General features: G+C 44.3%; 24 protein-coding genes and 1 tRNA gene. 9 read left to right on the forward strand and 16 right to left on the reverse strand.

Annotated features, from left to right (window positions below):
• Positions 1-28: 28 nt before the first annotated feature.
• From LJ740_RS03450 to thrS, 8 genes are all read right to left on the reverse strand, one after another.
• Positions 29-484: a hypothetical protein gene (locus tag LJ740_RS03450; protein WP_229527654.1), complete on the reverse strand. Its 456-nt coding sequence runs from the start codon at positions 482-484 to the stop codon at positions 29-31.
• 75 nt (positions 485-559) lie between these two features.
• The gene (locus LJ740_RS03455) at positions 560-1102 is read right to left on the reverse strand and encodes a GNAT family N-acetyltransferase (RefSeq protein WP_229527655.1); all 543 of its coding nucleotides are present in this window, start codon (positions 1100-1102) and stop codon (positions 560-562) included.
• 6 nt (positions 1103-1108) lie between these two features.
• On the reverse strand, positions 1109-1402 hold the full coding sequence (locus LJ740_RS03460; RefSeq protein WP_229527656.1) for a type II toxin-antitoxin system TacA family antitoxin: 294 nt from the start codon (positions 1400-1402) through the stop codon (positions 1109-1111).
• Between the two features lie 813 nt (positions 1403-2215).
• Positions 2216-3010, reverse strand: coding sequence for a hypothetical protein (locus LJ740_RS03465; protein WP_229527657.1), 795 nt, complete (start codon positions 3008-3010; stop codon positions 2216-2218).
• Between the two features lie 342 nt (positions 3011-3352).
• Positions 3353-3709 carry a 50S ribosomal protein L20 gene (gene rplT / locus LJ740_RS03470; protein ID WP_229527658.1) on the reverse strand — a complete coding sequence of 119 codons (357 nt, stop codon included), beginning with the start codon at positions 3707-3709 and terminating at the stop codon, positions 3353-3355.
• A gap of 16 nt (positions 3710-3725) precedes the next feature.
• Positions 3726-3923 carry a 50S ribosomal protein L35 gene (gene rpmI, locus LJ740_RS03475; protein ID WP_229527659.1) on the reverse strand — a complete coding sequence of 66 codons (198 nt, stop codon included), beginning with the start codon at positions 3921-3923 and terminating at the stop codon, positions 3726-3728.
• 128 nt (positions 3924-4051) lie between these two features.
• The gene (gene infC / locus LJ740_RS03480; RefSeq protein ID WP_229528035.1) at positions 4052-4591 is read right to left on the reverse strand and encodes a translation initiation factor IF-3; all 540 of its coding nucleotides are present in this window, start codon (positions 4589-4591) and stop codon (positions 4052-4054) included.
• A gap of 20 nt (positions 4592-4611) precedes the next feature.
• Positions 4612-6528 carry a threonine--tRNA ligase gene (gene thrS / locus LJ740_RS03485; RefSeq protein WP_229527660.1) on the reverse strand — a complete coding sequence of 639 codons (1917 nt, stop codon included), beginning with the start codon at positions 6526-6528 and terminating at the stop codon, positions 4612-4614.
• Between the two features lie 272 nt (positions 6529-6800).
• Here thrS and LJ740_RS03490 point away from each other — a divergent pair, with 272 nt between their 5' ends.
• From LJ740_RS03490 to LJ740_RS03505, 4 genes are all read left to right on the forward strand, one after another.
• The gene (locus tag LJ740_RS03490) at positions 6801-7397 is read left to right on the forward strand and encodes an SRPBCC family protein (protein WP_229527661.1); all 597 of its coding nucleotides are present in this window, start codon (positions 6801-6803) and stop codon (positions 7395-7397) included.
• A 152-nt stretch (positions 7398-7549) separates the two neighbouring features.
• Positions 7550-8410 carry a fructosamine kinase family protein gene (locus LJ740_RS03495; RefSeq protein ID WP_229527662.1) on the forward strand — a complete coding sequence of 287 codons (861 nt, stop codon included), beginning with the start codon at positions 7550-7552 and terminating at the stop codon, positions 8408-8410.
• Positions 8411-8456: 46 nt separating this feature from the next.
• Positions 8457-8669, forward strand: a complete 213-nt coding sequence (locus tag LJ740_RS03500) for a CPXCG motif-containing cysteine-rich protein (protein WP_229528036.1) — start codon at positions 8457-8459, stop codon at positions 8667-8669.
• A 97-nt stretch (positions 8670-8766) separates the two neighbouring features.
• On the forward strand, positions 8767-9681 hold the full coding sequence (locus tag LJ740_RS03505; protein ID WP_229527663.1) for a DUF3080 family protein: 915 nt from the start codon (positions 8767-8769) through the stop codon (positions 9679-9681).
• 13 nt (positions 9682-9694) lie between these two features.
• Here the strand turns inward: LJ740_RS03505 and LJ740_RS03510 are convergent, their stop codons facing one another.
• From LJ740_RS03510 to LJ740_RS03535, 6 genes are all read right to left on the reverse strand, one after another.
• Positions 9695-12928 (reverse strand): ATP-binding protein, encoded by a 3234-nt coding sequence (locus tag LJ740_RS03510; protein ID WP_229527664.1) that lies wholly within the window; start codon positions 12926-12928, stop codon positions 9695-9697.
• Positions 12929-13049: 121 nt separating this feature from the next.
• Positions 13050-14261: an iron-containing alcohol dehydrogenase gene (locus LJ740_RS03515; RefSeq protein ID WP_229527665.1), complete on the reverse strand. Its 1212-nt coding sequence runs from the start codon at positions 14259-14261 to the stop codon at positions 13050-13052.
• A 641-nt stretch (positions 14262-14902) separates the two neighbouring features.
• Entirely contained in the window at positions 14903-15190 is a 288-nt protein-coding gene (locus tag LJ740_RS03520) for a hypothetical protein (RefSeq protein ID WP_229527666.1), read from the reverse strand.
• Between the two features lie 240 nt (positions 15191-15430).
• Positions 15431-16651, reverse strand: coding sequence for an HD-GYP domain-containing protein (locus tag LJ740_RS03525; RefSeq protein ID WP_229527667.1), 1221 nt, complete (start codon positions 16649-16651; stop codon positions 15431-15433).
• Positions 16652-16946: 295 nt separating this feature from the next.
• The gene (locus tag LJ740_RS03530) at positions 16947-17237 is read right to left on the reverse strand and encodes a VF530 family protein (RefSeq protein ID WP_229527668.1); all 291 of its coding nucleotides are present in this window, start codon (positions 17235-17237) and stop codon (positions 16947-16949) included.
• Positions 17230-17553, reverse strand: a complete 324-nt coding sequence (locus tag LJ740_RS03535; RefSeq protein WP_229527669.1) for an RNA recognition motif domain-containing protein — start codon at positions 17551-17553, stop codon at positions 17230-17232. Before LJ740_RS03535 ends, LJ740_RS03530 begins: the two co-directional genes overlap by 8 nt.
• 210 nt (positions 17554-17763) lie before the next feature.
• On the opposite strand from LJ740_RS03535, the gene LJ740_RS03540 reads away from it, so the two are divergent.
• Together LJ740_RS03540 and LJ740_RS03545 are read left to right on the forward strand one after the other, a co-directional pair.
• Positions 17764-19110: a DEAD/DEAH box helicase gene (locus tag LJ740_RS03540; RefSeq protein WP_229527670.1), complete on the forward strand. Its 1347-nt coding sequence runs from the start codon at positions 17764-17766 to the stop codon at positions 19108-19110.
• Positions 19111-19518: 408 nt separating this feature from the next.
• Positions 19519-20838: a hypothetical protein gene (locus tag LJ740_RS03545; protein ID WP_229527671.1), complete on the forward strand. Its 1320-nt coding sequence runs from the start codon at positions 19519-19521 to the stop codon at positions 20836-20838.
• 56 nt (positions 20839-20894) lie between these two features.
• On the opposite strand, the gene LJ740_RS03550 is transcribed toward LJ740_RS03545, so the two are convergent.
• Positions 20895-20971: transfer RNA gene (locus LJ740_RS03550), tRNA-Val, on the reverse strand.
• Between the two features lie 227 nt (positions 20972-21198).
• Between LJ740_RS03550 and glsB the strand changes: the two genes are divergently transcribed.
• Positions 21199-22128 (forward strand): glutaminase B, encoded by a 930-nt coding sequence (gene glsB / locus LJ740_RS03555; RefSeq protein ID WP_229527672.1) that lies wholly within the window; start codon positions 21199-21201, stop codon positions 22126-22128.
• A gap of 3 nt (positions 22129-22131) precedes the next feature.
• Here glsB and LJ740_RS03560 read toward each other — a convergent pair whose 3' ends face one another.
• Positions 22132-23232, reverse strand: coding sequence for a patatin-like phospholipase family protein (locus LJ740_RS03560; RefSeq protein ID WP_229527673.1), 1101 nt, complete (start codon positions 23230-23232; stop codon positions 22132-22134).
• Positions 23233-23521: 289 nt separating this feature from the next.
• On the opposite strand from LJ740_RS03560, the gene LJ740_RS03565 reads away from it, so the two are divergent.
• Positions 23522-23905 carry an ACT domain-containing protein gene (locus LJ740_RS03565; protein ID WP_229527674.1) on the forward strand — a complete coding sequence of 128 codons (384 nt, stop codon included), beginning with the start codon at positions 23522-23524 and terminating at the stop codon, positions 23903-23905.
• Complete coding sequence (locus LJ740_RS03570) at positions 23902-24411, forward strand: PTS sugar transporter subunit IIA (protein WP_229527675.1); 510 nt, start codon at positions 23902-23904, stop codon at positions 24409-24411. Before LJ740_RS03565 ends, LJ740_RS03570 begins: the two co-directional genes overlap by 4 nt.
• Positions 24412-24413 lie beyond the last annotated feature (2 nt).

Genomic DNA, 24413 nt, shown 5'->3' on the forward strand with positions numbered 1-24413 from the left:
CCTATTACGTTCCCTAGTTATCGTTCAACTACAGCAGTTGAATCAAATCTCCATACCCCCATATGAGTGTCCCCGATATAATTAATGTCGTAGTAACAATTACTGAGAAGCATCTTAATTTTTTAAATTTACGTTCTAAATAAACGCAAATGAGTAACCTTGGATAGGCTGAAGAAGAATCCTCTGGAATAAGTTTATTAAATGCCGACAAAAACCAGATTTCACTTAACAGCGGAATTAACACTATCAATGAGCCTGATCTGGCAAACCAAGTGTGAATGTCACGTTCAAAAGGGTTCCAGTAGACAAATGTTCCTATCAAGATTAAGAATACTGTTGTGGTCACTCCCCACTTTAACATTAATTTATAGGCCTCCTTTGACTGGTCACGAGCAGATTTTTTGGCTTCATCATTTAATTCTGCAAATACCTCTTCTAGGGGGGCTACCCAACTAGTTTCTATTGTCATTCCCTGCTTTTTCACAGCTCCCTCTCTCGAATAAAGCTTACTCTTTTAAGCAACCACCGTTGAAACGGTGGCTTTATTGGTAATTTAACTTCATGACGCTGCCTGATAGTCTTCCATGGCGGCAATAATCGACTCAATCGATATAAACATCAATGTTAATTCGATATCCCCGTCTTGCTTAGTAGCTATAGATACCATCCCCAATCTACTATAAAAGCCCACGGCATCGGGATGTGACCACAACACAACTCCTTTAAGTCCTGCTTGCTCACTAATTATAACAGCGCTTTTAAATGCCTCGGCAAGTAAATCCCTACCAATCCCTCGTCCTTGATAGCGCAAATCGGTTGCGATCTGATCGATCATTAGCACTGGGACTTGCTTAGGGAGACTTCCAGTACCGACAAACCACGATTTCTCGAGGCTATGCACTCGCAATGTAATGTAAGCGACAATTTGATCGCCCATCATAACCGCATGACCTCGAATTAAATTCTTTTCTAATTTTTTGGCGCAGCTCTTTACTAAAAAATTATTTAGGAACTTCTGACCGCAATCAAAGTCCTGAGTGCTACTTTTATCTATAATTATTTCTGTTAGTGGAAATATTGCCGGCTGGCATTCTTCTGTCATTTAAATTCACCTTCGTTTCATCAAGGCCCTCAGTTCATCAGTTGGTTCTACAGGTTTACTCATTGCCCTATCTAACACATCCCAAGAGTCCCTAGTTAACCTAGTAACGTGGCTGGACTCGATTACTTGTAGAGCTTTTTCCTGAGCAATCGACAGCATGAAAGCGGTTAAACTAATGCCTTTCAAATCTGCTGCCGTTTCCAACTGTTGCTTCACTGTTGGCGTAGTTTTAAGTTCAATACGCGCAGGCTTTTCGTTACCAAGCGCTGTTTTATATTCATTTTTTGCTAATGCAGTCATTTTACATAGTCCTGTTTAATTATTGATTTAAGTCATGGAGCCTCCTCAAATTATGTACCCACAAGTACCGCGATTAGATTTTTCATTTATCATTCTCCGTTTTAACCTTATACATTTGAAACATTCATAACATTTAAAAACACATTCAACCGTACTATGTACGGACAAAGCCCATACTATATCGCATTGACACTATTGTCAACCATCCGTACTATGTACGTTCAATGGCGAAGCCATGCTAGACAGGCTCCTGCGTCCCGCAGGAGTCGCCAGAGCTATTGGAACAAGAGATCTATTGGAATGGTAGTCACTAGAGATGCAAGAAGCTGTTCACTGATTCTGGGCGCTCTGATATTGATGAAACAACAGATCTCAACTCCCCTCCTGCTAGACAAAAGCGTTAGGTAGATTCTTTTGAATAATGAGTCTGTGACCGTTCCCGAACTAATTAGAATGGCCTTCTGTCGCCGCCTGGCTCGCCAGGCTAACGCGACGCCACATTTGCATAGCGCAGCGATCAAATTGCGCCGGGAGGCGCGCCTTATTAATATAATGAAGATATACGTGAATATAGAAACAACTCGGATATATTCACATAATTACAGGATGTAAATCATTAACTACCGGATATATTTTTATTTCTTGATTCAATGGGTAATCAACACAAAAAATAAGGCCGATTTTCCAAATTTTTTATATTTTTCTGGATTACATGAAGGCAAAAAAGTATGAAATCACACAACAGTAAAGAACGAAGCACGACGAGAACCGGCTGAAGCCGGTGTGTCTAATTGGTATTTTTATTGTGACTTGTTAAATAAACAGTTCTGGATAAGTTTTTCTGATCACCGAAACAGGGAACATTGCCTTTAACTTCAGAAACTCATCTATCTTTTGTCGATCGGAATTCTGAGAAAGTAGTCGTGCAGCCTTCTCTTCGCCAACCTTTTCTGAGAGCTGCTTCCTGTACTCTGCTTCAGCAATTATATGGTCACTATGTCCCTTATTTCGCAGTCTCCATTTTTTGAATTTGGCATCAATGCCCTCTTTTGTGTACTTCGCCACTCGAGTAAGGTGAGAAAACTTAACAGCCTTAATTTTTACTAACCAATTTTTATTGAGCCATTTAATAGCCGGTACTGCCCGTTTGTCGCCATTTTCCATAACTTCATACTGCAGAACCAAACCAAGAATATTCAACTTTTGGAGAACCCTAGACGCCTCGTAAATTGAGTCATTCGGGCGACCATTGTAGGTTTTATAACCATCCGGTAAAAACCGGAGTAAATCTTGCCAAGACAAGCTTTTTGCTCCACCACTGCTCAAAGGCGTCTCTAATTTGAAGTTCGCCAGGTTCAGAGAAGCTATACATGCAGCTAGTAGTAGACAAATACTCTCCCTCCCCTCAGAGCGCATAAGACGTTTACCATTTAACTCTCCATCATTAATAGAACTGTGAAAGAAGAGCTCTTTTGCCTTAAAAGGTTGATAATAGAGGTCACGTACAAACCTTATTAAATCTTTTTGCATTGGGTGAAGGTTTTTGGTTTTTAAAATTGCATTTAATGAATGACTTAGTTTTATTTTGTTGTGTTGCCTATTTCTCAATTGATTGTTCGCAAAGCAACCAAACCACTAGACAAAAAGGTACCCCTTCACTAAACTGAAAGTGAATTTTTAAACAGTCCGTAACTGTTTTTGTGTCAGATAGCGCCAACTATCTGGTTAGTGAAGAAGCCGCTTTTCTAAAGCGGTTTTTTTGTGCCCAAAATGCGCTCCTACGTTATGCGCGTTTTTTTGTAGGAGAATCTGTTTTTGTAGGAAGGAATATCCAGATTTTCTAGATAAGAAACTGATAAATATAGATTTTTTATCAGCCCAAAAAGAAAAACGGGATGCATCCTGCATCCCGTTTCCCATATAAGAACTTAAGCTAAATTTGTTAAAAAATTAAGCTAATGCGCCTTTAGCGGCGTTTACTAATGCTGTGAAAGCTGCTTTATCGTGTACCGCAATATCCGCCAAAATTTTGCGATCGATTTCTACAGAAGCTTTTTTCAGACCATTAATAAAACGGCTGTACGACATACCGTTAGAACGTGCTGCAGCGTTGATACGTGCAATCCACAATTGACGGAATTGACGCTTGCGCTGACGACGGTCACGATAAGCATATTGACCTGCTTTAGTAACCGCCTGGAAGGCTACGCGATATACACGTGAACGCGCACCGTAATAACCTTTTGCAGCTTTTAATACTTTTTTGTGACGAGCACGTGCGATAGTACCGCGTTTTACTCTTGCCATTATTCAGTCTCCTCTCTTACACGTAAGGTAACATGCGTTGGATCAACGCAGTATCTGCATCATGAGCTAGCTTTTTGCCACGCAAGTGACGTTTACGCTTAGAACTCTTCTTAGTCAGAATGTGACGCAGGTGAGACTGTTTGCTTTTAAAGCGGCCTGAAGCGGTTTTTCTAAAACGCTTCGCGGCACCGCGATTAGTTTTAATTTTGGGCATGATTACATACTCCGCATTTTTAAGGCTAAACACGCTAAAACATTAAAGGCGTGCATAGCAATTGCTACATAGTCGCAAGGCGAACCCTTCGAGCAAGCTCAATGGATTACTTGCAGGCCTTACAACCTCTACTTTTTGGGTGCCAACACCATGATCATCTGGCGACCTTCAACCCGATTAGGGAAGGCCTCACAAGTAGCGATGTCTTCCAAATCGGTTTTAACCCGGTTTAAAAGATCGATACCGATGTCCTGGTGTGCCATTTCACGTCCGCGAAAACGGATAGTTACTTTGGCTTTGTCACCACCTTCTAAAAAGCGACGCAGGTTGCGCAGTTTTACCTGGTAGTCGCCTATATCAGTGCCAGGGCGAAATTTAATCTCCTTGACCTGAATTTGTTTCTGCTTTTTCTTCTGCTCTTTTTGAGCTTTACTTTTCTCGAAGAGGAATTTCCCATAGTCCATAACTTTACAGACAGGTGGCTCAGCATTCGGGCTGATCTCAACCAAATCCATATTAGCTTCAGTGGCCTTATCCAGGGCTTCATTCAGGGATACTATCCCCGCCTGACTTCCGTCAGCTCCAATCAGACGAACTTCATTGGCAGTAATTTCGTTATTAATACGTTCTTTATTACCGCTGTCCGCTCTATTGTTACCTCTTTTAATAGGTTATTCCTCCGAGAAAATTAGCAAATCTTTTTCTGGTGAATTTCTTCAGTGATTTTGCTGATAAAATCATCTACAGCAAATTTTCCTAAATCTTCACCTTTTCGAGTGCGGACAGCTACTTCTCCAGCTTCCACCTCTTGATCTCCGATTACCAGCATGTATGGAACACGCCTGATAGTGTGCTCGCGGATTTTAAAGCCAATCTTCTCATTTCTCAAGTCCGACTTTGCTCTAATTCCGTGTTTTTGTAGTTTTTCCGTGACTTTTTTAACGTAATCCGCCTGATTATCGGTAATATTAAGCACCACAGCCTGGGTTGGAGATAACCAGGTCGGGAATTGCCCCGCGTATTCTTCGGTTAAAATACCGATGAAACGCTCCAGTGATCCCAAGATTGCCCGGTGAATCATTACCGGCACTTTGCGCTCGCCATCTTCTGCGACATAGGTTGAACCCAGTCGGCCAGGCATAGAGAAATCCAGCTGGATGGTGCCGCACTGCCATGCCCTTTCAAGGCAATCGTAAAGTGTAAATTCGATCTTAGGTCCGTAAAACGCACCTTCACCCGGCAATACTTCAAACTCAATGTCATTTGCAGTAAGGGCATCGGCCAGGCCTTTTTCTGCTTTGTCCCACATTTCATCGTCACCCACTCGCTTTTCCGGACGAGTAGATAATTTAACGACAATGTTTTCAAAGCCAAAGGTCTTGTATGCCTCATAGACCATTTTGATACAGCCGCTAACTTCGTCCAGGATCTGCTCTTCAGTACAGAAGATGTGGGCATCATCCTGGGTGAAACCACGCACCCGCATCAGACCGTGCAGCGCGCCTGATGGCTCATTGCGGTGACAGCTGCCGAACTCGGCCATGCGCAACGGTAAATCACGATAAGATTTTAAACCCTGGTTAAAGATCTGCACGTGACCCGGGCAATTCATGGGTTTTACGGCATATTCACGATTTTCAGACTGGGTAGTAAACATGTTCTCTGCGTACTTATCCCAGTGACCAGACTTCTCCCACAAGGAGCGGTCCATCATCAATGGGCCTTTCACTTCATCGTAAGTGTAATCCACTAACATTTCACGAACGTACTTTTCCAGTTCTTTGTATATCGACCAGCCATCGTTGTGCCAGAACACCATGCCAGGTGCCTCTTCCTGCCAGTGCCACAGATCCAGGGCTTTACCAATTTTACGGTGATCGCGTTTTTCAGCTTCTTCCAGGCGTTTAAGGTAGCCTTTCAGTTGTTTTTTATCCGCCCAGGCCGTGCCATAAATACGTTGCAACATTTTGTTGTTGCTGTCGCCACGCCAATAGGCGCCTGCAACCTTCATGATTTTAAAGTGATGACAGAAGCGCATATTGGGTACATGCGGACCACGACACATATCAATGTATTCTTCGTGATGGTACAAGCCCGGCTTGTCATCTTTTTCTATGTTTTCATCAAGAATAGTGGTTTTGTAACTTTCACCACGACCTTCAAAGGTATCTCTTGCGGTTTGCCAGTCTACTTTTTTCTTAACAACGTCGTAATTGGTTTTGGCCAATTCCAGCATTCGCTTTTCCAATTTATCCAGGTCTTCCTGGCTTAGCGAATGCTCCATGTCGACATCATAGTAAAAACCGTTGTCAATTACCGGGCCGATGGCCATTTTGGTATCCGGCCATAGTTGTTTGATCGCATGACCTAACAGGTGCGCACAGGAGTGGCGCAAAATTTCCAGTCCCTCGTCATCTTTAGCGGTGATAATTCGAAGCGCAGCGTCCTCGGTGATAATATCGCTGGCGTCGGCCAGTTCACCATTGATAGCACCGGCTATCGTTGCTTTGGCTAAACCTGGGCCTATATCGTTGGCAACATCTAAAATGGAAAGAGGATTGTCGTATTGACGCTGACTTCCGTCAGGGAGAGTAATAACTGGCATGAGTTTTCCTTTTACAGTGGTGACGCCTACCAAACGCCACATGCTAAATTCAGTATAAAAAAGTATGCTTTGCAATCTGGCTTTGTCTATGAAATAACGAGATCCATCAAAACTTGCGCAAATCGCGTCGCGAGTCTAACAACTGACTCGTGAATTTTCCACCCTGGAGTTGGCACAATATGCGGTTAAAACCGTTTTTGAGACATTTTTCACAACCAGCTGGTTTATCCGTCGCCGCTGTTTTATTTTTGCTTTTGCTGCCAGTAAGGTCATTGGCGTGCGAACCCGCGTTAGACTGGCAAGCTGAGCAGGAACAAGCCGGTGTTACGATTTGGCGCGCCGAAGACAGCCAACAGCGCACATGGATAAAAGCGCAAACCCAGGCAGAAACACCCTACTGGAGCCTGCTGAATTTACTGAGAGATACAGCTAACGCACCACAATGGATAGATGATGTTATTCAGGTCGTATCACTACCCGGTACCGATAAATATACCGATCTGGTTTATACCGAGTTTCATGCCCCCTGGCCTTTCAGTGATCGTAAAATGAGCACTCAATCGACCCTGCGTTTTTTCCCTGGCCACCAAAAAATGCACATTCAGGTTGCGCAACATCCTGATTTTAATGACGCCAATCATTTAGTCGCTATGCAAGACATTGAAGGCTGCTGGTCAGCAACACAAACATCTTCGACACACACGCTGATTACCTGGGCCGGAACGGCTAAACCAGGTGGTATTCTTCCTGACTGGTTAGTGCGCACAACCATGAAACAATCAACAATGAATACCTTTAAGGCGCTTAAAACCCAACTTGCGAAAAAAAAATATCAAGAGAAACCATTGGCTTACCCTGAAGTTCCATAAAAATCCGTGATTGCCCCTTAAATTTAGCCAGTTATTCACCATAATTAACAGACTTGCTGCCAGAGCGCACTCTCCTGTTATCAACATGGCATCAGGCAAACAGGTTGGTCAGTTATTAGCAGTGAAAACTGATCTTGGGTAGGTTAACGAACATGTGGCATTTCATCAGTGACAACATAAGTCATGCAATACAGCAGGACTTCATCTGTGATGACATCAGAGAAGTGTCTGGTGGCGATAGTCATCGGGCTTATAAAATATCCGATGGTCGGAGGCGCTTCTTTGTCAAAGTCGATGTGGCTCCACAAAAAGAAAGCTTCGATGCAGAAGCGCATGGACTATCACTGTTGCATGAAGCGGCGCACGTAAGAATTCCCAAAGTTATCTGCACCGGGTCTACTCAGGAACACGCCTATATTGTACTGGAACACCTGACGCTAGGTGACGGGGAATCAACGGACTGGCGGGAAATGGGACGTCAGTTAGCCAAATTGCACCTTCACACCGAAAGCCAATACGGTTGTCATTTTAATAACTTTATCGGACGCACCCGCCAGATAAACCAATGGGATACGGATTGGGCGTCTTTCTATAGTGAGCACCGAATTGGCACTATGTTGCGCATGATGGCAACAAACGGTATTCGGTTTGTGAACATAGACTCAGCAACACAGCAAATATACAACTTACTCAAAGGGTACCAACCGGAAGCGTCGCTGCTGCATGGCGATTTGTGGCGCGGCAATGTGGCATTCTTCAAACACACGCCGGTGCTGTTCGACCCGGCCTGTTATTATGGTGACCGGGAAACGGATATGGCAATGACCGAGCTGTTTGGTCCCTTCCCCGCAGCCTTTTACGAAGGATACCGGGAAGTCTGGCCGCTTTCTGATTGCTACCAGCAACGGCGCCCTGTTTATCAGTTATACCATTTATTAAATCATGCGCTAATGTTTGGAGGTGCGTATGTTACAACGGCACAGGAAACGTTAAAACAACTGCAAAAACACTAGCGAAATTAAACACGAGGTCATGATTACCAGAATAGCGAGGCAAACCATGTTCAATGATCATACTTTAAAACATACTGACATTAACTGCCCACATTGCGGGCATCCGGTTCATCTGGATTTAGACTGTAGTAATGGCGACCAGGATTACATAGAAGACTGTGCCAATTGTTGTAACCCAATTCATTTAAACTTACATTTGAATGAAGTTAGCCGAACCGTAGAGCTCAGTGTCAGCTCGGATGACGAACAGATATACTAAATCGCTTTTTTACAGACTAACCTCCCGCTGGGTGATAACCGTTTTTTTGTGGTTGGGGGTCAGTGCGTGTTCACAAAAACCCTTCCTGCAATCAACATTGGACGAATACGGCCAACGCATAGCCTACATCCTGGAGGCAGACTGGCAGGTCACGGCCATCGCTGCCGCTGATAGCATGGCCCCCCCCAAAAAAGCGCAACCGGTAACAGCAACCAGGCAAATTAAGCTCAATGAGTTTTACCAGTTACCTGATTGTGGTATCAAACCCATTATTGCTGAGCGTAACACCACGCTGGGTAAGCTGCAGGCTCCTTCACAACGCTATTTGTACGATTTTCGCTTATATCAGGCGCTCAAAGATTGTCTGACTCGTACTTCCGACGAAGTGCAGGCCAGTCTGTTGCCGCTACTCGAACAAAAGCAACGTGATGTGCAACAAAACTGGCTGAACCTGGTAAACACCAGCCCTGAGATCAGCGTTGCCCTATGGAGCCGCCAGGCCTATTTCAGCGCCGAAGAGGATCACCGCTTTGCCATTCAAAGCTGGAAGCAACTGAGCCAGCACTCACCGGAATCCGCTGAATCGGGTAAAACTGTCGAAACCAGGCGTCTGGAAGACAGTCTGAACAACATAGCCAACGCCAAAACCCCGGCAAAAATCAAAAATGATATCCGTATATTTAACCAAATATTGCCACGTTTAACTGATTTTATTGCCATTGAGACGGCGTACCTCGACTGCGAATCTCACCCGGGACACAAACAAAAAGCGCAATACCTGAGCAATGTTTTTAATTTATTTTTCATCCAGAAGATTCAGCCTCATGTTGGCAAAATCAACGCCTGGTACTACCAAATAACGCCAATACTTGCACAATTGCCACTTGCCGAAAGCAGAGGGAATTGGCTTGCTCCGGAAGAACACCTGACATTCTTACAGCAAATCAAAGAGCACGTAACCGTTTGGCAAAACCTGTTTAAACGTTGCGAAGTTGCGGTGCGTACCAGCTGATGGGCCTTTTCGCTTAAAATTCTTGCCAGGTTTCCACGGATTTTGTCACTGAGCGGATTTTTCCTCTCAGAGATTCAATTGAAATCGGTTTAGACAGATAGTCATTCATGCCAGCCGCCAGGCAGCGCTCTTTGTCGCCTTTCATAGCATTGGCAGTTAATGCAACAATCGGTATTCCCCGATATCGACCGCCTGCCGCGCCTGAACGAATGTGCTGCGTTGCTTCAAAGCCATCCATTACCGGCATTTGACAATCCATTAAAATGTAATCAAAACCCTCAGAAGATTTCAGCAATTGCTCAATGGCATCAGCACCATTAGCCGCTACTTCCACTCTTTGTTTTAGTTCATTGAGCATATGCAAGGCAATCTCCTGATTGATGGGATTATCTTCCACCAACAGTGCCCTTTTGCCTGCCACCTCGGTGTTCACCGCCTCGTTAGTGCCGCCAACTTGTTGGCCATCGTTTTCACCCCCTAAAATGGCATTTCTGAAATTAACGGGGGTAACAGGTTTTACACAGGTAGCCACATTGTTGAGTTCTGACTGTAAAGGGTGTTGCGTTGATTTAACAGAGTTCAGTAGCACCAGTTGCCCGCCTTCAGATTGCGCTTTTTTCAGTGCGTTTACCAGTTCCTCTGAGCAGGGCATTTCATCAATCAAAATAAGTACAGGCAATGGGCTTTTTGCCAGACTCTTTACCTTTTCCAGGGCAGTGCACAACATCGCCGGTTTAACCAACAAAAGTCGCGCATTTAAAGCACGCAGGTATTCGCTGAAAAACGGTAATTTGTGCTGCTCGTATATATAAATTACGCGTTCATAAAGTAACGCCAAATCCACTATTTCGGTTTGCTTTTTGCCCGGTAACAATGGCAACGTAATGGTAAATTCACTGCCTTCACCTGCCTGGCTGGCAACACTGATATCGCCGCCCATCATTTGACATAATCGTTGAGATATCGACAGCCCCAATCCAGTACCACCAAACTTTCTGGTGGTGCTGGCATCAGCCTGTGTAAATGGATTAAACAACGTGGCGAGTTTGTCATCCGGAATTCCGATCCCGGTGTCTTTGACGCTAATTGTAAACAACACCCTGTCCTGCTGCTCACTACTGTGAGCAATAACGGCAACGTCGCCGAAGTCTGTAAACTTGTTGGCATTGCCCAGAATATTAGTCAGCACCTGACGTATCCGCCCCGGATCGCCAATCACATATGCGTGCCGTAACTGATGGGCCGACATCACCAGTTGATTGCCTTTATTCACCGCCTCTAACGCCATTGCTTCGGTAACATCGCTTAGCAATTTAATCATATCGAATTCGATCGCTTCGAATTCAATTTTTCCGGCATCCACTTTAGAAAAATCTAAAATGTCATTGATCAGACTTAACAGCGATTCAGCACTGGAGCGTGCCACCCGCAGCCGAGCTTTCTGTTCTGCCGTCAAAGGTGTTAACTCGATCAACTCCAGCATTCCCAATACGCCATTCATGGGCGTTCGTATTTCATGGCTCATCGTGGCCAGAAATTCCGACTTAGTTTTGTTTGCTTGTTGGGCCTCTTCCAGCGCGTGTTTAAGTTCACTGGTTTGTTCATAGACGACATCTTCCAGGTTGCGATTTAACTGCTCAAGTTCCTTGTTTGCCGTTACCGCTTTGCGGCTGGCTGTTTCCAATTCTTTGATACTGGTGCTGAGCTTTTCTGCAAAGCGCCTTATGACCGGCACGATACGTTGAAACTCCTTTACTTCAGAGCTAAATCGAATGGACTTCAGTCGTTGAAAGTCTCCGGAGTCGCTAATAGCGGATAACTCCCGACTAAAACTGACAATGGGTTCGCTAATCTTTCTGGCTAACTTTTCTACTGCCCAAAAACACACCATCAATATCAACGCTAATATCGACAAGGACCAGACCAGATTGGAGGCAACATTCTGCTCATAAATTGTGCGCGGTAGTAAACTAATTACCTGCCAGTTGCTGCCCTCAATAAAACTCCGTTCTGCCATACAATACTCGCCATTGGCAGTCACGAAATAATAATTGCCACGGTCTTTGAGGTGTCTGAGCACGGGTTCTTCACTCATATCCTGTAAAAAATCAAACCCCAGTTCCTCAGAAGAAAAAATGATCCGCGACTCGCTATCCAGAATCAGCAATTGTTGTGAGTGATGTATTTTCTTACGATCCAGATTGGCGAGTCGTTTTAAATTTAAAGACGCTTCCAAAATACCGGTAAACGACCCTGCCCGGTTTTTGGGCACCGACAGCGCAACAATGGGATCATTGCCAAATCCGCGTCCCTGAAATACATCGGATACAAAGGGCTGTTTATTGGCTTTTACCTGATAAAAATAAGGCCGATCGGCCACACTGACAGACGCTGTAGACTGAGACGTGATCGCGGCCAACATTTCGGCTGGGTGCGTTGCAGTGATCATCCCCGCTTTGTCGGTTACCAACAACGTTAAAATGTCCGGATAATTGGTCGCGAGTTGTTGAATTGTCACCGACCAGTTGTCTGTTTGTGTTTGATTTAAATCGGCAGCCAGCTCCAGTACCTGGAGATGTTCCTGCAAGTAACCCTGGAGTTTTAACGCCACCACTTCACTTTCAAGACGCAACTCCTCCTGCAGATAACCCAGCGCTTCTGACTGGTAGCGTTTTAACCAGTAAAAGGTGTTGAGTAATAGTCCGGTTGTTAGCGCTATAAAGATGGCTACCGCAATAATGCGGCTAAAATGAAGGGATTCTCGCCAGGAAGATTTGATATATGGACGTAACAAATAGGCTAAGACATAGCCGAACATCACATTAACAATACCATTGACGATGTATTTAACAGTTATGGCAAATTTTGTAATAACAAAATAATCACTGAAACTAAAATACTGAATGGCAACCACGATCCATCCCGCTGTAAACCAGTATCGGATACCAAACAAAAAAGCACTTTTTTGTCTGCCCCTGGCATAAGCGATTACCGCAATTTCTCCCGCAAACGGCAGTAACACATAGAGGTGTTGCCAGTTAAACCAGGTCACTAATCCGGAAATCAGGCAACAGGCAATCCCATACCTGGCCCCCAGCAACAAAGTGACCGCCACCGCAATCACATTTCCCAGAATCAGTTGTGAGCCGGTAAAAAAATCGATTGGAAAATAATTTGCAGTGCAAGCCAGCAAAGTGGCTACGGCAAACAATAATATATCGTGGGACTGCAAAGATTCACGCGTCAAGGTAACCAGGCCCCGTCAAAGAATTAAAGAGGCCAAAGTAGCACAATGTAAACGCTTAGATAATCACAATTGACTAATACTTTAGGCGTATAAAGTAACCCAGAAAATATGCAGACAGGTTTTACGAAGCCAGCATGGCGCTCACCATTGCCTGACATTGTTTGTTATTCATGTACCTGGGAACCGGATATAAATAGTGAGCCTCTTTTAATGCACCTTTAGCTATCGCCGGGATATCTTCTTGCTTTAGTTTATCCAGCGTCGACGGTATACCGATTTGCTGATTCAGAGCTTTGACCGAATCAACAAACTTTTGCGCTAAAACCGGTTCGGCTTCACTGTGATCACCCAGCCCGGTGGCAACAGCTAATTGCGCCAGACGTTCAGTGGCGGCCGGCAACGAATAATCCAATACTTTCGGTAGTACAATGGCATTAGCCAGGCCATGAGGGGTGTGGTAAAAGGCGCCAAACTGGTGAGCGATTGCATGTACATAACCCAGATTTGCTTTAGTAAATGCCGCACCGGCGTAAAACGACGCCAATGCCATGGCTTCTCTGGCTTCCAGGTTATTACCGTCTTTGTATGCGACGGGTAAATACTTCATTATCATCTTAACGGCGCTGAGCGCATACACATCAGTATCAGGAGCGGCATGTCTGGAAATGTAAGATTCGACGGCATGTGTTAAGGCGTCCATACCGGTTGCTGCCGTTATCTGTGGTGGCAACCCCGTCATTAATACCGGATCTAAGGCTGCGGCTACAGGCACTAATTTGGGATCGATAACCGGTGTCTTCTGGTTAGTATCGGGATCCGACACCACGGCAGCTATAGTTGTTTCTGACCCCGTACCGGCGGTAGTTGGAATTGTAAAAATCGGCACGGGAGCTACTTTGACTTTCAAAACACCCACTAATTTTTTGATGGGGACCGGATTAGTCAGTCTCGCTGCAATGATTTTTGCCGCATCCAGTGATGAGCCTCCACCAAATCCCAGAACCGCATCACATTTGTGAGTCACCCCTAAATCTACACCCGCCTCAACTATCTGGTAGCCCGGATCAGGTACCACCTTATCAAACACCACGAATTCGATATTCAAGGCCTTTAACCGTTGTTCAATGGGTTCCAAAAGCCCCAATTTAACCAACATCTCATCGGTAACAATCAGTAACCGGTTAACCCCCATGTAATTCAGAGATTCACAAAGTTTGAGTGAAGAACCCGCACCAGAATAGATTGTGGGTTTAGGAGCAGGTATAAACACGGTCACCAACTTCAGCATAACCATAACAAATTTGTATAACAAAACCCGAACGGCGAAAGGCATAACGAATGTTCTATAAAACCAAAATTATGTCTAAGTTAGCAACAAAGCTGAAAGGCCACAATGCCTTGATGAATATTTTTTAAACTAGCGTTTAAAACCACTGTATGATCAAACGTATAGCGCGAAACCCTGGGCAAAAACCGTGAAGCAAAACCTTTCACGTTGACTATCAAACCGGGCATAAGATCATTAGTACTAGGGGTATAATTCAAAGGATTGAGAGCGCAAATGTGCTTTTTTCGGGCATAATACCCGGCACCTAAGCCTCGTATTTTGAGGATGAAGGCAGACTGCTTAGTTTAAAGCTTTAGCAAGGTCAGTCTGTGTCCGCATACCGCGCAAAAATCGTTGGCACTCCTACCCTGTATAATTTTATTGTCAGTGAACAATGGAAAAATAAACATCATCATCGGTATAAATTTGTTTTTTCCTGCACAAATGCGCAATCAATTTCTCAATAGGAATGAGTAATTACTTGCCACAATTAAGGCCTCACCGGCAGTTTATACGACCCTGAAAACAAGGGCCAGGCATTGGCATTTCGACTTAAAAGGTAGCATTACTTCAGCCAGACAAGGACTCAGCAGACAAATACCTGCCAGGTATTTGTCAGTGATTAGCGGTATCGATGGATTTTAGAATTAATAGCGATGGAAGAGTTTTAACAGAAGTTCTTTTCTGGCTACTGCGTAACTGGTGGGCAGCGCTTTGATACCCATGCAGTACAGCTGCCATGAAAAAGCAACTTTACCAGGTACAGCCAGCATCATGGGGGTTTTCAACAACAGTATCAGCCCCACGTGCAGCAAGTTAAGGGGCTCAAAAAACAGTGCCCGACAGTAATTTGCCAATGCAGATTTTAATGGCAATTTTCTGAGATATTCGTGGTATACGAATTCATCATTGTTATTGTCATCCGTGGACGCCATAACTACTCCACCTTTCTATTATGTGAAAGTTCATACTAGCTCTGTTCGCCAGTCTTTGCACTATTCATTTTGCAAACCTGTACTTTTTAACTAGAAGCTCGCGCCACAGGTCTGATTTTTAAGGATAATTAAATTGTAATTAAGACACACTTTTTTGCATATTTAAAGTACCAACGGACTTCAATTAACAATTTTGCAATGAGAAAGCACTTTCTGAATAAGGATCTGATTTAAGTCAGGTTACACCGCTTGTAACTGTTCTTCGAAAAAACGTACATAATCAATGCGGTAGCTTCTGGCTGAGGTAGGTTCAGATATTTCTTCACTGTGATGTAGCCCCAAATCGATGGTTCTTTTAGCCAAAAAGTGATTGGAGCGGGTGGAATAAAATGCAGTCACTTTAGGACGAAACACCATGTCATTATTCAGATCCGTAATCACGGCGATTTTTTCACTTTTCAGTTTAACCAAAGAGCCAATAGGATAAACACCAATACACTTGATAAACTTACACACCAGCTCTCTGTCGTATTTTGATTCTGAATATTTGAGCAATAATTTTAGTGCATTGGCGGCCAAAATGGGTTTTTTGTAAGGCCGCTCTGAAATCATCGCATCGTAGGTGTCAACGATAGCTAACATGCGACTATACAAACTGATTTTATCCCCGCTAATACCTAATGGGTAACCGGTACCATCTAATCGCTCGTGGTGACTACGAATCGTATTTAAAACCGTTTCGTTTACCTCCTGAAACGGAGCCAGTAATGCCACCGAGACTTTAACATGTTGCTGCATTACTTTAATTTCGGCGGCAGTGAGCTTTCCGGGTTTATTGATTATCTTTGCCGGTATCTTCACCATTCCGATATCGTGCAGTAAACCGGCAAGTGTCAGTTCATTAACAATGGCTTCTTCAAAACCCATAGCTTTGGCAAATGCTGCCATCAAAACGCCGCAATTTACCGAATGTTCGTAGTGATACCCGCCCTTTTCGCGCATTTGAGTCATACACAACAGGGCATTCGCGTTGCGATCCAGGGAGGCACTTACTGCTGCTACTATTTTGCTTGTGGCATAGAGGTCATAATCCAGACCTTTATCAATTGCATTAAACAGGCGCTTCTGGATATTTTTAGCGTTTTTGTATAGTGCCGAGGCACGTTTTATTTCGATTTTAAAATCAACATTGCCAGCGGGCGCTGTGGTATCCGGCACTGACTCGCAAAGCCTGGAACCCGAGTTTGCTAAATTTATGAAACTATCTGCTTTGAGTCGCACACATTTACTGACATCGACTACAACTTCCAGTATTCCCTTATCCTTCAGCCAACTAATGACGCTCTTGCTTTTAATCGTGCCCTGACTGGTGATCTTGAGGTTTCCGGTTTGTTTCACCACGGCCTCCACAAACATTCCTGTTTGCAGATCATCAATACTGACTTTTTGGAAGTGCGACATGGCCCTGTTCCCCAGACTAATTTCACGCCATTATGAGCTGGGGTATGGGGCTGTCAATGGGGGGCAGAAACGCCCATAAACTATGAAAAAGGATGATCCGAAAATCATCAAAACAAAGAATAATGTGTATTTTTTACTACACATTTATATTGCTGAAATTCCTTAAATATCAGTCGGTTGAATAAATTTATGGCAATTTTTGAAGATTTTCAGCCATTCAGGGAGAACGGCCTTTCGCAATTACTTATCGGGCTTTATCAGGAACCTTCATGTTTCTTCATAGAAGACCGGCAGATTACCTGGATTTTTTGGGTGTCGCAGTTGCCCAGGGGTTGCTCACGTCAGGCTGCCGTTTGGGCTGAGTGTATACGGGTTTTATACCTTTGTGTTTGCGATATAAATTTTCCACTTTTTCTCTGGCCCACGGCGTGCGGCGCAAAAATGTCAGACTGGATTTCACACTGGGGTTACTTTTAAAACAGTTGATGTTAACGCGGGCGCTGAGCCCTTCCCAACCCAGCGCTTGTTGCAACTCTGTCAACATTATTTTCAGGGTAACACCATGTAGCGGGTCCGTACTATTCATCACTGTCCTTTTTCACATGATTCCAGGCATTACTGTAATCCAGATCGGGCTTGCTGCTGACTGGCGCCTGTCTTTTTTCCTGGTTTGACCATTTTACCCTGATCTTATTCCCTTCCAGTACTTTGCTATTGAGCGCGTCGATGGCCTTGTCGATACTTTCTTGCTCGGTAAACTCAATAAAGCCGAACCCCTTTGACAGACCGGTTTGTTGATCCATTACCAGCTGACAAGATTCAATCTCGCCATATGGCGTAAACATTGTTTTTAAATCTGCTTCAGATAACGACCTGGGCAGATTGCGGACTAATATACTCAACGGATTCCCCACTTAGGTTAGTGTGCCAATGATACCACAGTTAATTGAAAGTCCCGGTACTGACACTCTTACGCCATATAATTATGGTGGATATGAACAAATATTAAACAAAAAATAGTCAAACACCAATTTATCCTGTATGCTCCCCGGCCCTTCACATCGGGTGAAGCTTCATTTTCAATTTTTCGTTCCGGTTCAAGATTTTATTATATGACATTTGACTCTCTTTCCCTTTGTACTCCCATTTTAAACGCTTTAAAAACTCAGGGATACACGTCTCCTACTGATATCCAGCAACAGGCGATCCCTGCCGTATTGGCTGGCAAGGATGTTATGGCGGCGGCGCAAACAGGTACAGGCAAAACCGCGGCATTTACTCTGCCACTACTGCATAATTTGGCAAACAGTCGTCGTCGCGCCAGTCACAATCAGGTGCGTGCTCTGGTGTTGACACCTACCCGAGAATTGGCTGCGCAGGTTGCCGATAATGTTATGAAATACGGTAAAGAGTTGAATCTGAATTACAACGTGGTTTTTGGCGGTGTAAAAATTAATCCGCAAATGATGAAACTGCGCAAAGGCACCGATGTACTTATTGCTACACCGGGACGCCTGTTGGACTTATACCAGCAAAATGCCGTTAAGTTTCAACAGCTTGAGACTCTCGTTTTGGACGAAGCCGACCGAATGCTGGATATGGGCTTTATTCACGATATTAAAAAGATTCTTGCCTTGTTGCCCAAAAAACGACAAAACCTGTTGTTTTCTGCCACCTTTTCAAAAGAAATCAGAGATCTGGCGAAGCGTCTGGTTAACGACCCCATTGAAGTATCTGTAGCGGCAGAAAACTCTACCGTAGATCGCATCGAACAATGCGTGCATCCGGTAGATAAAAACAAGAAAACGCGCCTGCTAGTTCATCTGGTCAAAAGTGAAAACTGGTTCCAGGTGTTAGTATTTTGCCGCACCAAACACGGAGCCAACCGACTCACCACCGACTTGGTGAAAAAAGGCATCCCGGCGGCTGCAATTCACGGTAACAAAAGCCAGGGGGCGCGTACCAAAGCACTGGCGCAGTTTAAAGACAATAAAATACAGGTTTTAGTGGCTACTGATATCGCAGCGCGGGGGATTGATATCGCAGAACTGCCACATGTCGTTAACTATGATTTACCTAATGTGTGTGAAGATTACGTGCATCGCATTGGTCGAACCGGGCGAGCCGGTAAAAATGGCCGGGCTATCTCTTTTGTCTGTCACGCTGAAAACGAACAACTCCACGCGATAGAACGCTTTATTAAACTGAGAATTCCCAAGCAAATTGTGGAAGGTTTTGAGCCAGGTCAGGCGTTACCCGCAGAACCCAGCAAGCCGGTTAAATCAGGTGCTCCCAAGCGCAACAGCAGTGGTAAACCTGCCAATGCGGGCCAAAAGCGCCGCAGACCAGCTAAGGCAAGAAAAACCAGCGGAAACGACGCGCAACCGGGTAAAAGCAACCCATGGCAAAGCAAGAAGCCTAAACCCGCCAACAGATCTTCGGTGACCAATAATCAGTAAGCAGCAACGAGGAGCTATTTGTACTGATAGTTCCTTGTTTCATCGTTATTAAATTTTGTCTGATGACGCTTTAACTCATTCTCTGCAGATTGAGCTTTGGTGTTCCAAGTCTGAACAAGAGGCCGTTCCGTCTAATTAGTATAATGAAGATGGCTTGCTTTGTTTAAGAGCAAACATAAATGCGCATTCTAGCCTTTTCGATGTCCCTCAGCGCCAGTCACTCTTCGTTGTCTCTGATTAACGTGCCCGGCGAAATTTCCCCTTAACTTGTCAATATCATTCCGATTTTAGTCGCTATAGACTCGTTTTATGAAAAGACACAAATTAAAATAATATTCGCGAAATTTTCACATAGAATACAACGCCTTGTGATAAATTAAACTAAAACGATAAAGAGTGATTTCTCATATGACAAAAAGTGGAAAAAACAATGCCTGGTCTATTTGCAAAAGATATCTAATACTCTTTTTATTTGTCATGTGTTTCTCCTCTTACGCAATTGCACAAATCAGACTTCCGATTAATCCCCCAATAGAAGGAGATTGGAAAAATGCGGATCCAGAGCAAAAATCCTGGGCTATTGATATTTATAGCAAACGCATCGCTACGATAGAAAAAGTGTCATCGCTTCAGGTAAAAGTGATTGAAATTCCTTTCTACACAAAACAAAAACAAAATGCTGTTTTGTATTCGATACACGAAAACACAAAACCCAATCAGCGCTATTTATTTTTAAGAAATATGACAAATGAGCGCTTCTATCAACTGGGTGAAAATATTTCCGACGTATTACCATCAATCAACAAAGATTATAGACTGTCTCTTAACAATTCAGTTGATGTTATTAACTACGTGAAGTTCTACGGCTCTTTACATGGCACTGACAAAGGCATTTTTTATGTTTTAGATCCCAATTCACATTTGGAAATGTCTGATGACCTTTATCGAAAGTATGGCATCACGTCAATCAATGCCATCAGAACAAACACCGAAAGCTGGAAAGTGTCCGCTTTTATGCTTTATGCCAGGCAACTATTCAAGGTAACGTTTTCAGTGACTGAACAAGGTAGGGTGACAATGCTAGATGATACTCCACTTCAGATATTGCCTGAGTCAATTGTTGCCAATACACTCACTGTTAAGGGCAAGGCTCGATTGCAACAAAATCACTTAAGCCATCCTGAACCTGTAGAACATTCAGATAAAAATAACCAAATATCCGAATCGACCAATGTGCCGACTTTAAGTTTTGCCACCAGAGTGAAAGCTCGCAAATTATTAAAACAATATATCACCAGCAGTGAAAACATTAAAAATATTGCCACCCGTGCATCACAGCTGAATCAAGACAATTCCATTCAAGACTACATGGAATATTGTGTTGATGTTTTACAGAGTAGTGCAGAGGGCGAACGTTGCAAAAAGAACGACGAAAAAATTGCTGATTACCTTACTCAGGGAATACAACACACTCAGTTCATGACTGAGATTTTTACCCTGGTTAAATCGGCGGAGGCGGTTATGGGAACATACGCTAAATTAGACGAAAATCAACGTCTGCCAAAAATCATTAATTTATTAGAAAATGATGTAGAAATTGAGGAAATACTAACAGCAACGGAAGATCTGGAAAATTTAACCGGGTCACTGGAAAGATTGCATAAAGCTTTGCTGGACGTGATAAACGCCAGTGAATGCAGTTGCAGCAAGGTATCTATAAATCAATAGCACCCTAAAATTGCAAAATTACGTTGGAACAGAAATTTTTTGGTGAATATAAAAAATGGTGCGTCCGAGTAGACTCGAACTACCGACCCCCACCATGTCAAGGTGGTGCTCTAACCAACTGAGCTACGGACGCACTGATTTGAAAGGGTTAACGCCTGATGCGCTGTCTTTCGAAGCGGCGCGTATATTATCGCCAGGAAACCGCCGGTGCAAGCACTAATTTTGAATTGACGTTTGAAAGCCGAGTTTTTAATCAATTGCTGATAACCGGCGGCACCTTCATGGCGTTGCTGACTTGCAAGTCGCAGGCTACGCGTTTATAACTCGCATTCTTTTGATTATTTCAGAGATATTGACCAGATGAGCCAGTGTTCCGATTGCCATGAAGTCGATCTTCAGGGCATTTTAGATGAAGTAAAACCCCTGCTCGGCCAGGGGAAAGTGGCGGATTATATTCCGGCACTGGCAAAAATCAGTGGTCAAAAGCTGGGCATAGCGATTTGCGACATCAATGGTAAAGTCTATTCCGCCGGTGATGCCACCGAACGATTTTCCATTCAAAGTATCTCAAAAGTCCTGAGCCTCACCATGGCGTTTAATCTGTATGGTGAAAGCCTGTGGCAAAAAGTCGGACGTGAGCCTTCCGGACACGCCTTTAATTCACTGATCCAGTTGGAGTTAGAGCAAGGTATTCCCCGTAATCCCTTTATTAATGCCGGTGCAATAAAGGTATGTGATCTGTTGGCTACGCGATTGTCAGCACCTAAACAACGACTCAAAGAACTGCTCTGGGACTTGTGCGGCAATACCCGTATTACCTCCAACAAAGTTGTGGCCCGTTCTGAAAAGCAATTCAGTGATCGCAATGCCGCCATGGCGCACCTGATGAAAGCATTTAATAACTTCGACAATGATGTACAAAAAGTACTGGATATCTATTTTCATGCCTGTGCTATTGAGATGTCCTGCATTGAACTGGCCCGAGCATTCTTTTTTCTGGCCAATCAGGGCAAATCGGCGGTGACACAGCAACAAGTGGTCACGCATCGCCAAAGCAAACAATTAAACGCCCTGTTGGCGGTTTGTGGCCTCTATGATCAGGCAGGAGACTTTGCTTACCGCGTAGGACTACCGGGCAAAAGTGGTGTTGGTGGCGGTATCGTCGCGATTATTCCCGGCGAATGCAGTGTTTGTGTCTGGTCGCCGGAGCTCAACAGCTTTGGCAATTCATTGGCGGGTAGTGAAGCACTGGCGTTATTTACCAGTGCTTTAGGTCGCTCTATTTTCTGAAGCTTAAATCGTTTTAAAGGGCAAGGGTTTAAGCACCTCATTGAGACAGGCTACATCCTGCAGATTTAAAAAAGCTTCGCCCAGCCGGTCTGTCTCAGACAGTACGGTTTTCCAGTATGCCAGGCGTTCGGTCACCGGGATTTTGCTGAAATCGTGCCTGTCGGGAATTTTGCCATAAGGTAAAGACGCCACAAATTCGGGAGAAGGCACCACCATAACCACATTGTCATAGCACATTTTGTGAGGATGCCGCCAGGGTAGCGATTTATCAAACCATCCGGGTTTTGGCACAGAATAAAAGTGTGGGAATAGCACCAGGTTATTTTCGACTTTATCGGTCAACGCCGCATCGGCGTCAAAGCGTAAATCGAAATGATAATCTGTCACCCCGCCGTCGCGATACATGCCTTTTCCCGCGCCTTCGATGTTGGGGATCCCCCTTAAAATGCCGGGTATCGCCCCTGAAGCCAGAAGTGCATCTATGACATTGGTTTCTGTCAGGGCAACCTGCCTGGTTTTCAATCTGGCGGGGTCTTCAAAATTTAGAGCTTGTCCGGCTCCTGAAAATACAAAGCGTTCATAAAACCGGCCCAACTGGCGTCGACTGATACCATTGGCCAATGCACTTAACAAAAGTCCGGGGTATTGGATAGCCTTGCGTTCCGGCGCCAGCAACCCACGACACCGGGCTGCAATAAAATGAGCCACGAAAACCGGGTTATTTGCAACGAAATGGCGATTCTCTGCGGGTAACATTCGCGTCAGTAATGCCGACGCTTTGTCAGATATCTCAGTAATGTCAGGCCTTTCACTGTAAACCGTTTCAGAATAGTCTTTTGCCAGTCGGTTAATGGCTGCCACCGGATCTGGCTGGGTCAGGCAGGCAAACCGAAACGCACCCGCAGAAGAGCCCACCATATTCAGAGGCTGCGCTCTGCGATTAAAAAATTCGGATATCAATACTCGATCAATGCCCGCCAGAACAAACCACTTTGGACCTCCTGATGCACCAAGTACAGTATGAAAAAGCTCAGGTTTCAGGCCATATACCTTAAGTAGCTGGAGCGCTCTGGGCCCGGCAAAAACATTTAACACGCGATTCATTACACCAAAATTCCTACTATTTTTTTCTTAAATCATTTGCTGGGAATCAAAAAATCAGCACTTTGCTCACTAATAAAACAAAGCCCCTGTGGATTGTTTAAAATCACACCAACCAATAAAAACATTAAATATCAACAACATAACAAGTTAAACAATGGTTGCCCCCAAAGTTACCCACAGACTTTGTGAATAACTAAGTAAAAGTGGTGAAGTTATGCACAACTGAAACTTTACTTGAACTCTGGGGCAAGGTTGCGCACAATTCCGATAGATTCGCAAAGGACATGTTATGCCAAAACAAACACTAGCCACTCTACCACAAACATTCATTGTACATAGCCTTGCCGCTGATGCAGAAGTACCGCGTCAGGTATTCAACGCATCGGTTTTTTTTATTGGCAAAACCAACGATGAACTGTCTATCGTGGTACCCGAAACGGTTTCCCTGGATTCAGAAGAATCTGATGGCGACTGGCGAGCACTGGAAGTGTTAGGCCCTTTGGAATTATCCATGGTGGGTATTATGGCGCAAATTGGCAATGTGCTGGCAAAAGCCCGCATCAGTATTTTCGTGGTATCCACCTTTGAAACTGATTATTTTTTGGTGAAAGAGCGGGATTTGCATAATGCCGCAGAAGCTCTGGAAAAGGATGGCTACAAAGTTATTTTATGAAGCCTTTTCTGGGAAGACTAATTGACTCTGAAGACAGCGTAGAATTCAAAAAGCATATCGCCATTGCTGCTCCGGTGAATGGCAAAGTCTGTACATTAGACAACTTCCCATCCCTGCTCTACACGCAGCGTCTGTTTGGCGAAGGTGTTGCCATCGAACTCAGTGGCTATCAGGTTGTGGCGCCCTTTGACTGCACCGTAGAACAGCTGCCGCCTACCGCTGAAATGATACGCCTTAAGTCGGCACAAGGTATCAGGATGCAAATTCAATTGGGACTGCAAACCGAAGTGCTTATGGGCAATGGCTTTCGTTTGTATGCCAGGCCGGGGCAAAAATTGCGACGTGGCGAAGCCTTACTGGATTTTAATTTACGAAAAATGAAAGATAACCTTAAATCTTCACTTGCTGCTGTGACTATATTAAACAGCAACAGGCTAAGCGGCATAAGACCACATTACCGCCAGGTTATCGCGAATGAAGATGTGCTACTCGATCTCTATATTTAACC

Origin of the sequence: Planctobacterium marinum, assembly GCF_020687805.1 — a bacterium.
Taxonomy (GTDB): domain Bacteria; phylum Pseudomonadota; class Gammaproteobacteria; order Enterobacterales; family Alteromonadaceae; genus Planctobacterium; species Planctobacterium marinum.

Coding starts and splice junctions, on each gene's coding strand:
- LJ740_RS03455 (WP_229527655.1), bottom strand. CDS start 1,102: ATGACAGAAGAATGCCAGCCGGCAATATTTCCACTAACAGAAATAATT.
- LJ740_RS03460 (WP_229527656.1), bottom strand. CDS start 1,402: ATGACTGCATTAGCAAAAAATGAATATAAAACAGCGCTTGGTAACGAA.
- rplT (WP_229527658.1), bottom strand. CDS start 3,709: ATGGCAAGAGTAAAACGCGGTACTATCGCACGTGCTCGTCACAAAAAA.
- rpmI (WP_229527659.1), bottom strand. CDS start 3,923: ATGCCCAAAATTAAAACTAATCGCGGTGCCGCGAAGCGTTTTAGAAAA.
- thrS (WP_229527660.1), bottom strand. CDS start 6,528: ATGCCAGTTATTACTCTCCCTGACGGAAGTCAGCGTCAATACGACAAT.
- LJ740_RS03495 (WP_229527662.1), top strand. CDS start 7,550: ATGTGGCATTTCATCAGTGACAACATAAGTCATGCAATACAGCAGGAC.
- LJ740_RS03500 (WP_229528036.1), top strand. CDS start 8,457: ATGTTCAATGATCATACTTTAAAACATACTGACATTAACTGCCCACAT.
- LJ740_RS03515 (WP_229527665.1), bottom strand. CDS start 14,261: ATGCCTTTCGCCGTTCGGGTTTTGTTATACAAATTTGTTATGGTTATG.
- LJ740_RS03520 (WP_229527666.1), bottom strand. CDS start 15,190: ATGGCGTCCACGGATGACAATAACAATGATGAATTCGTATACCACGAA.
- LJ740_RS03525 (WP_229527667.1), bottom strand. CDS start 16,651: ATGTCGCACTTCCAAAAAGTCAGTATTGATGATCTGCAAACAGGAATG.
- LJ740_RS03530 (WP_229527668.1), bottom strand. CDS start 17,237: ATGAATAGTACGGACCCGCTACATGGTGTTACCCTGAAAATAATGTTG.
- LJ740_RS03540 (WP_229527670.1), top strand. CDS start 17,764: ATGACATTTGACTCTCTTTCCCTTTGTACTCCCATTTTAAACGCTTTA.
- LJ740_RS03545 (WP_229527671.1), top strand. CDS start 19,519: ATGACAAAAAGTGGAAAAAACAATGCCTGGTCTATTTGCAAAAGATAT.
- glsB (WP_229527672.1), top strand. CDS start 21,199: ATGAGCCAGTGTTCCGATTGCCATGAAGTCGATCTTCAGGGCATTTTA.
- LJ740_RS03560 (WP_229527673.1), bottom strand. CDS start 23,232: ATGAATCGCGTGTTAAATGTTTTTGCCGGGCCCAGAGCGCTCCAGCTA.
- LJ740_RS03565 (WP_229527674.1), top strand. CDS start 23,522: ATGCCAAAACAAACACTAGCCACTCTACCACAAACATTCATTGTACAT.
- LJ740_RS03570 (WP_229527675.1), top strand. CDS start 23,902: ATGAAGCCTTTTCTGGGAAGACTAATTGACTCTGAAGACAGCGTAGAA.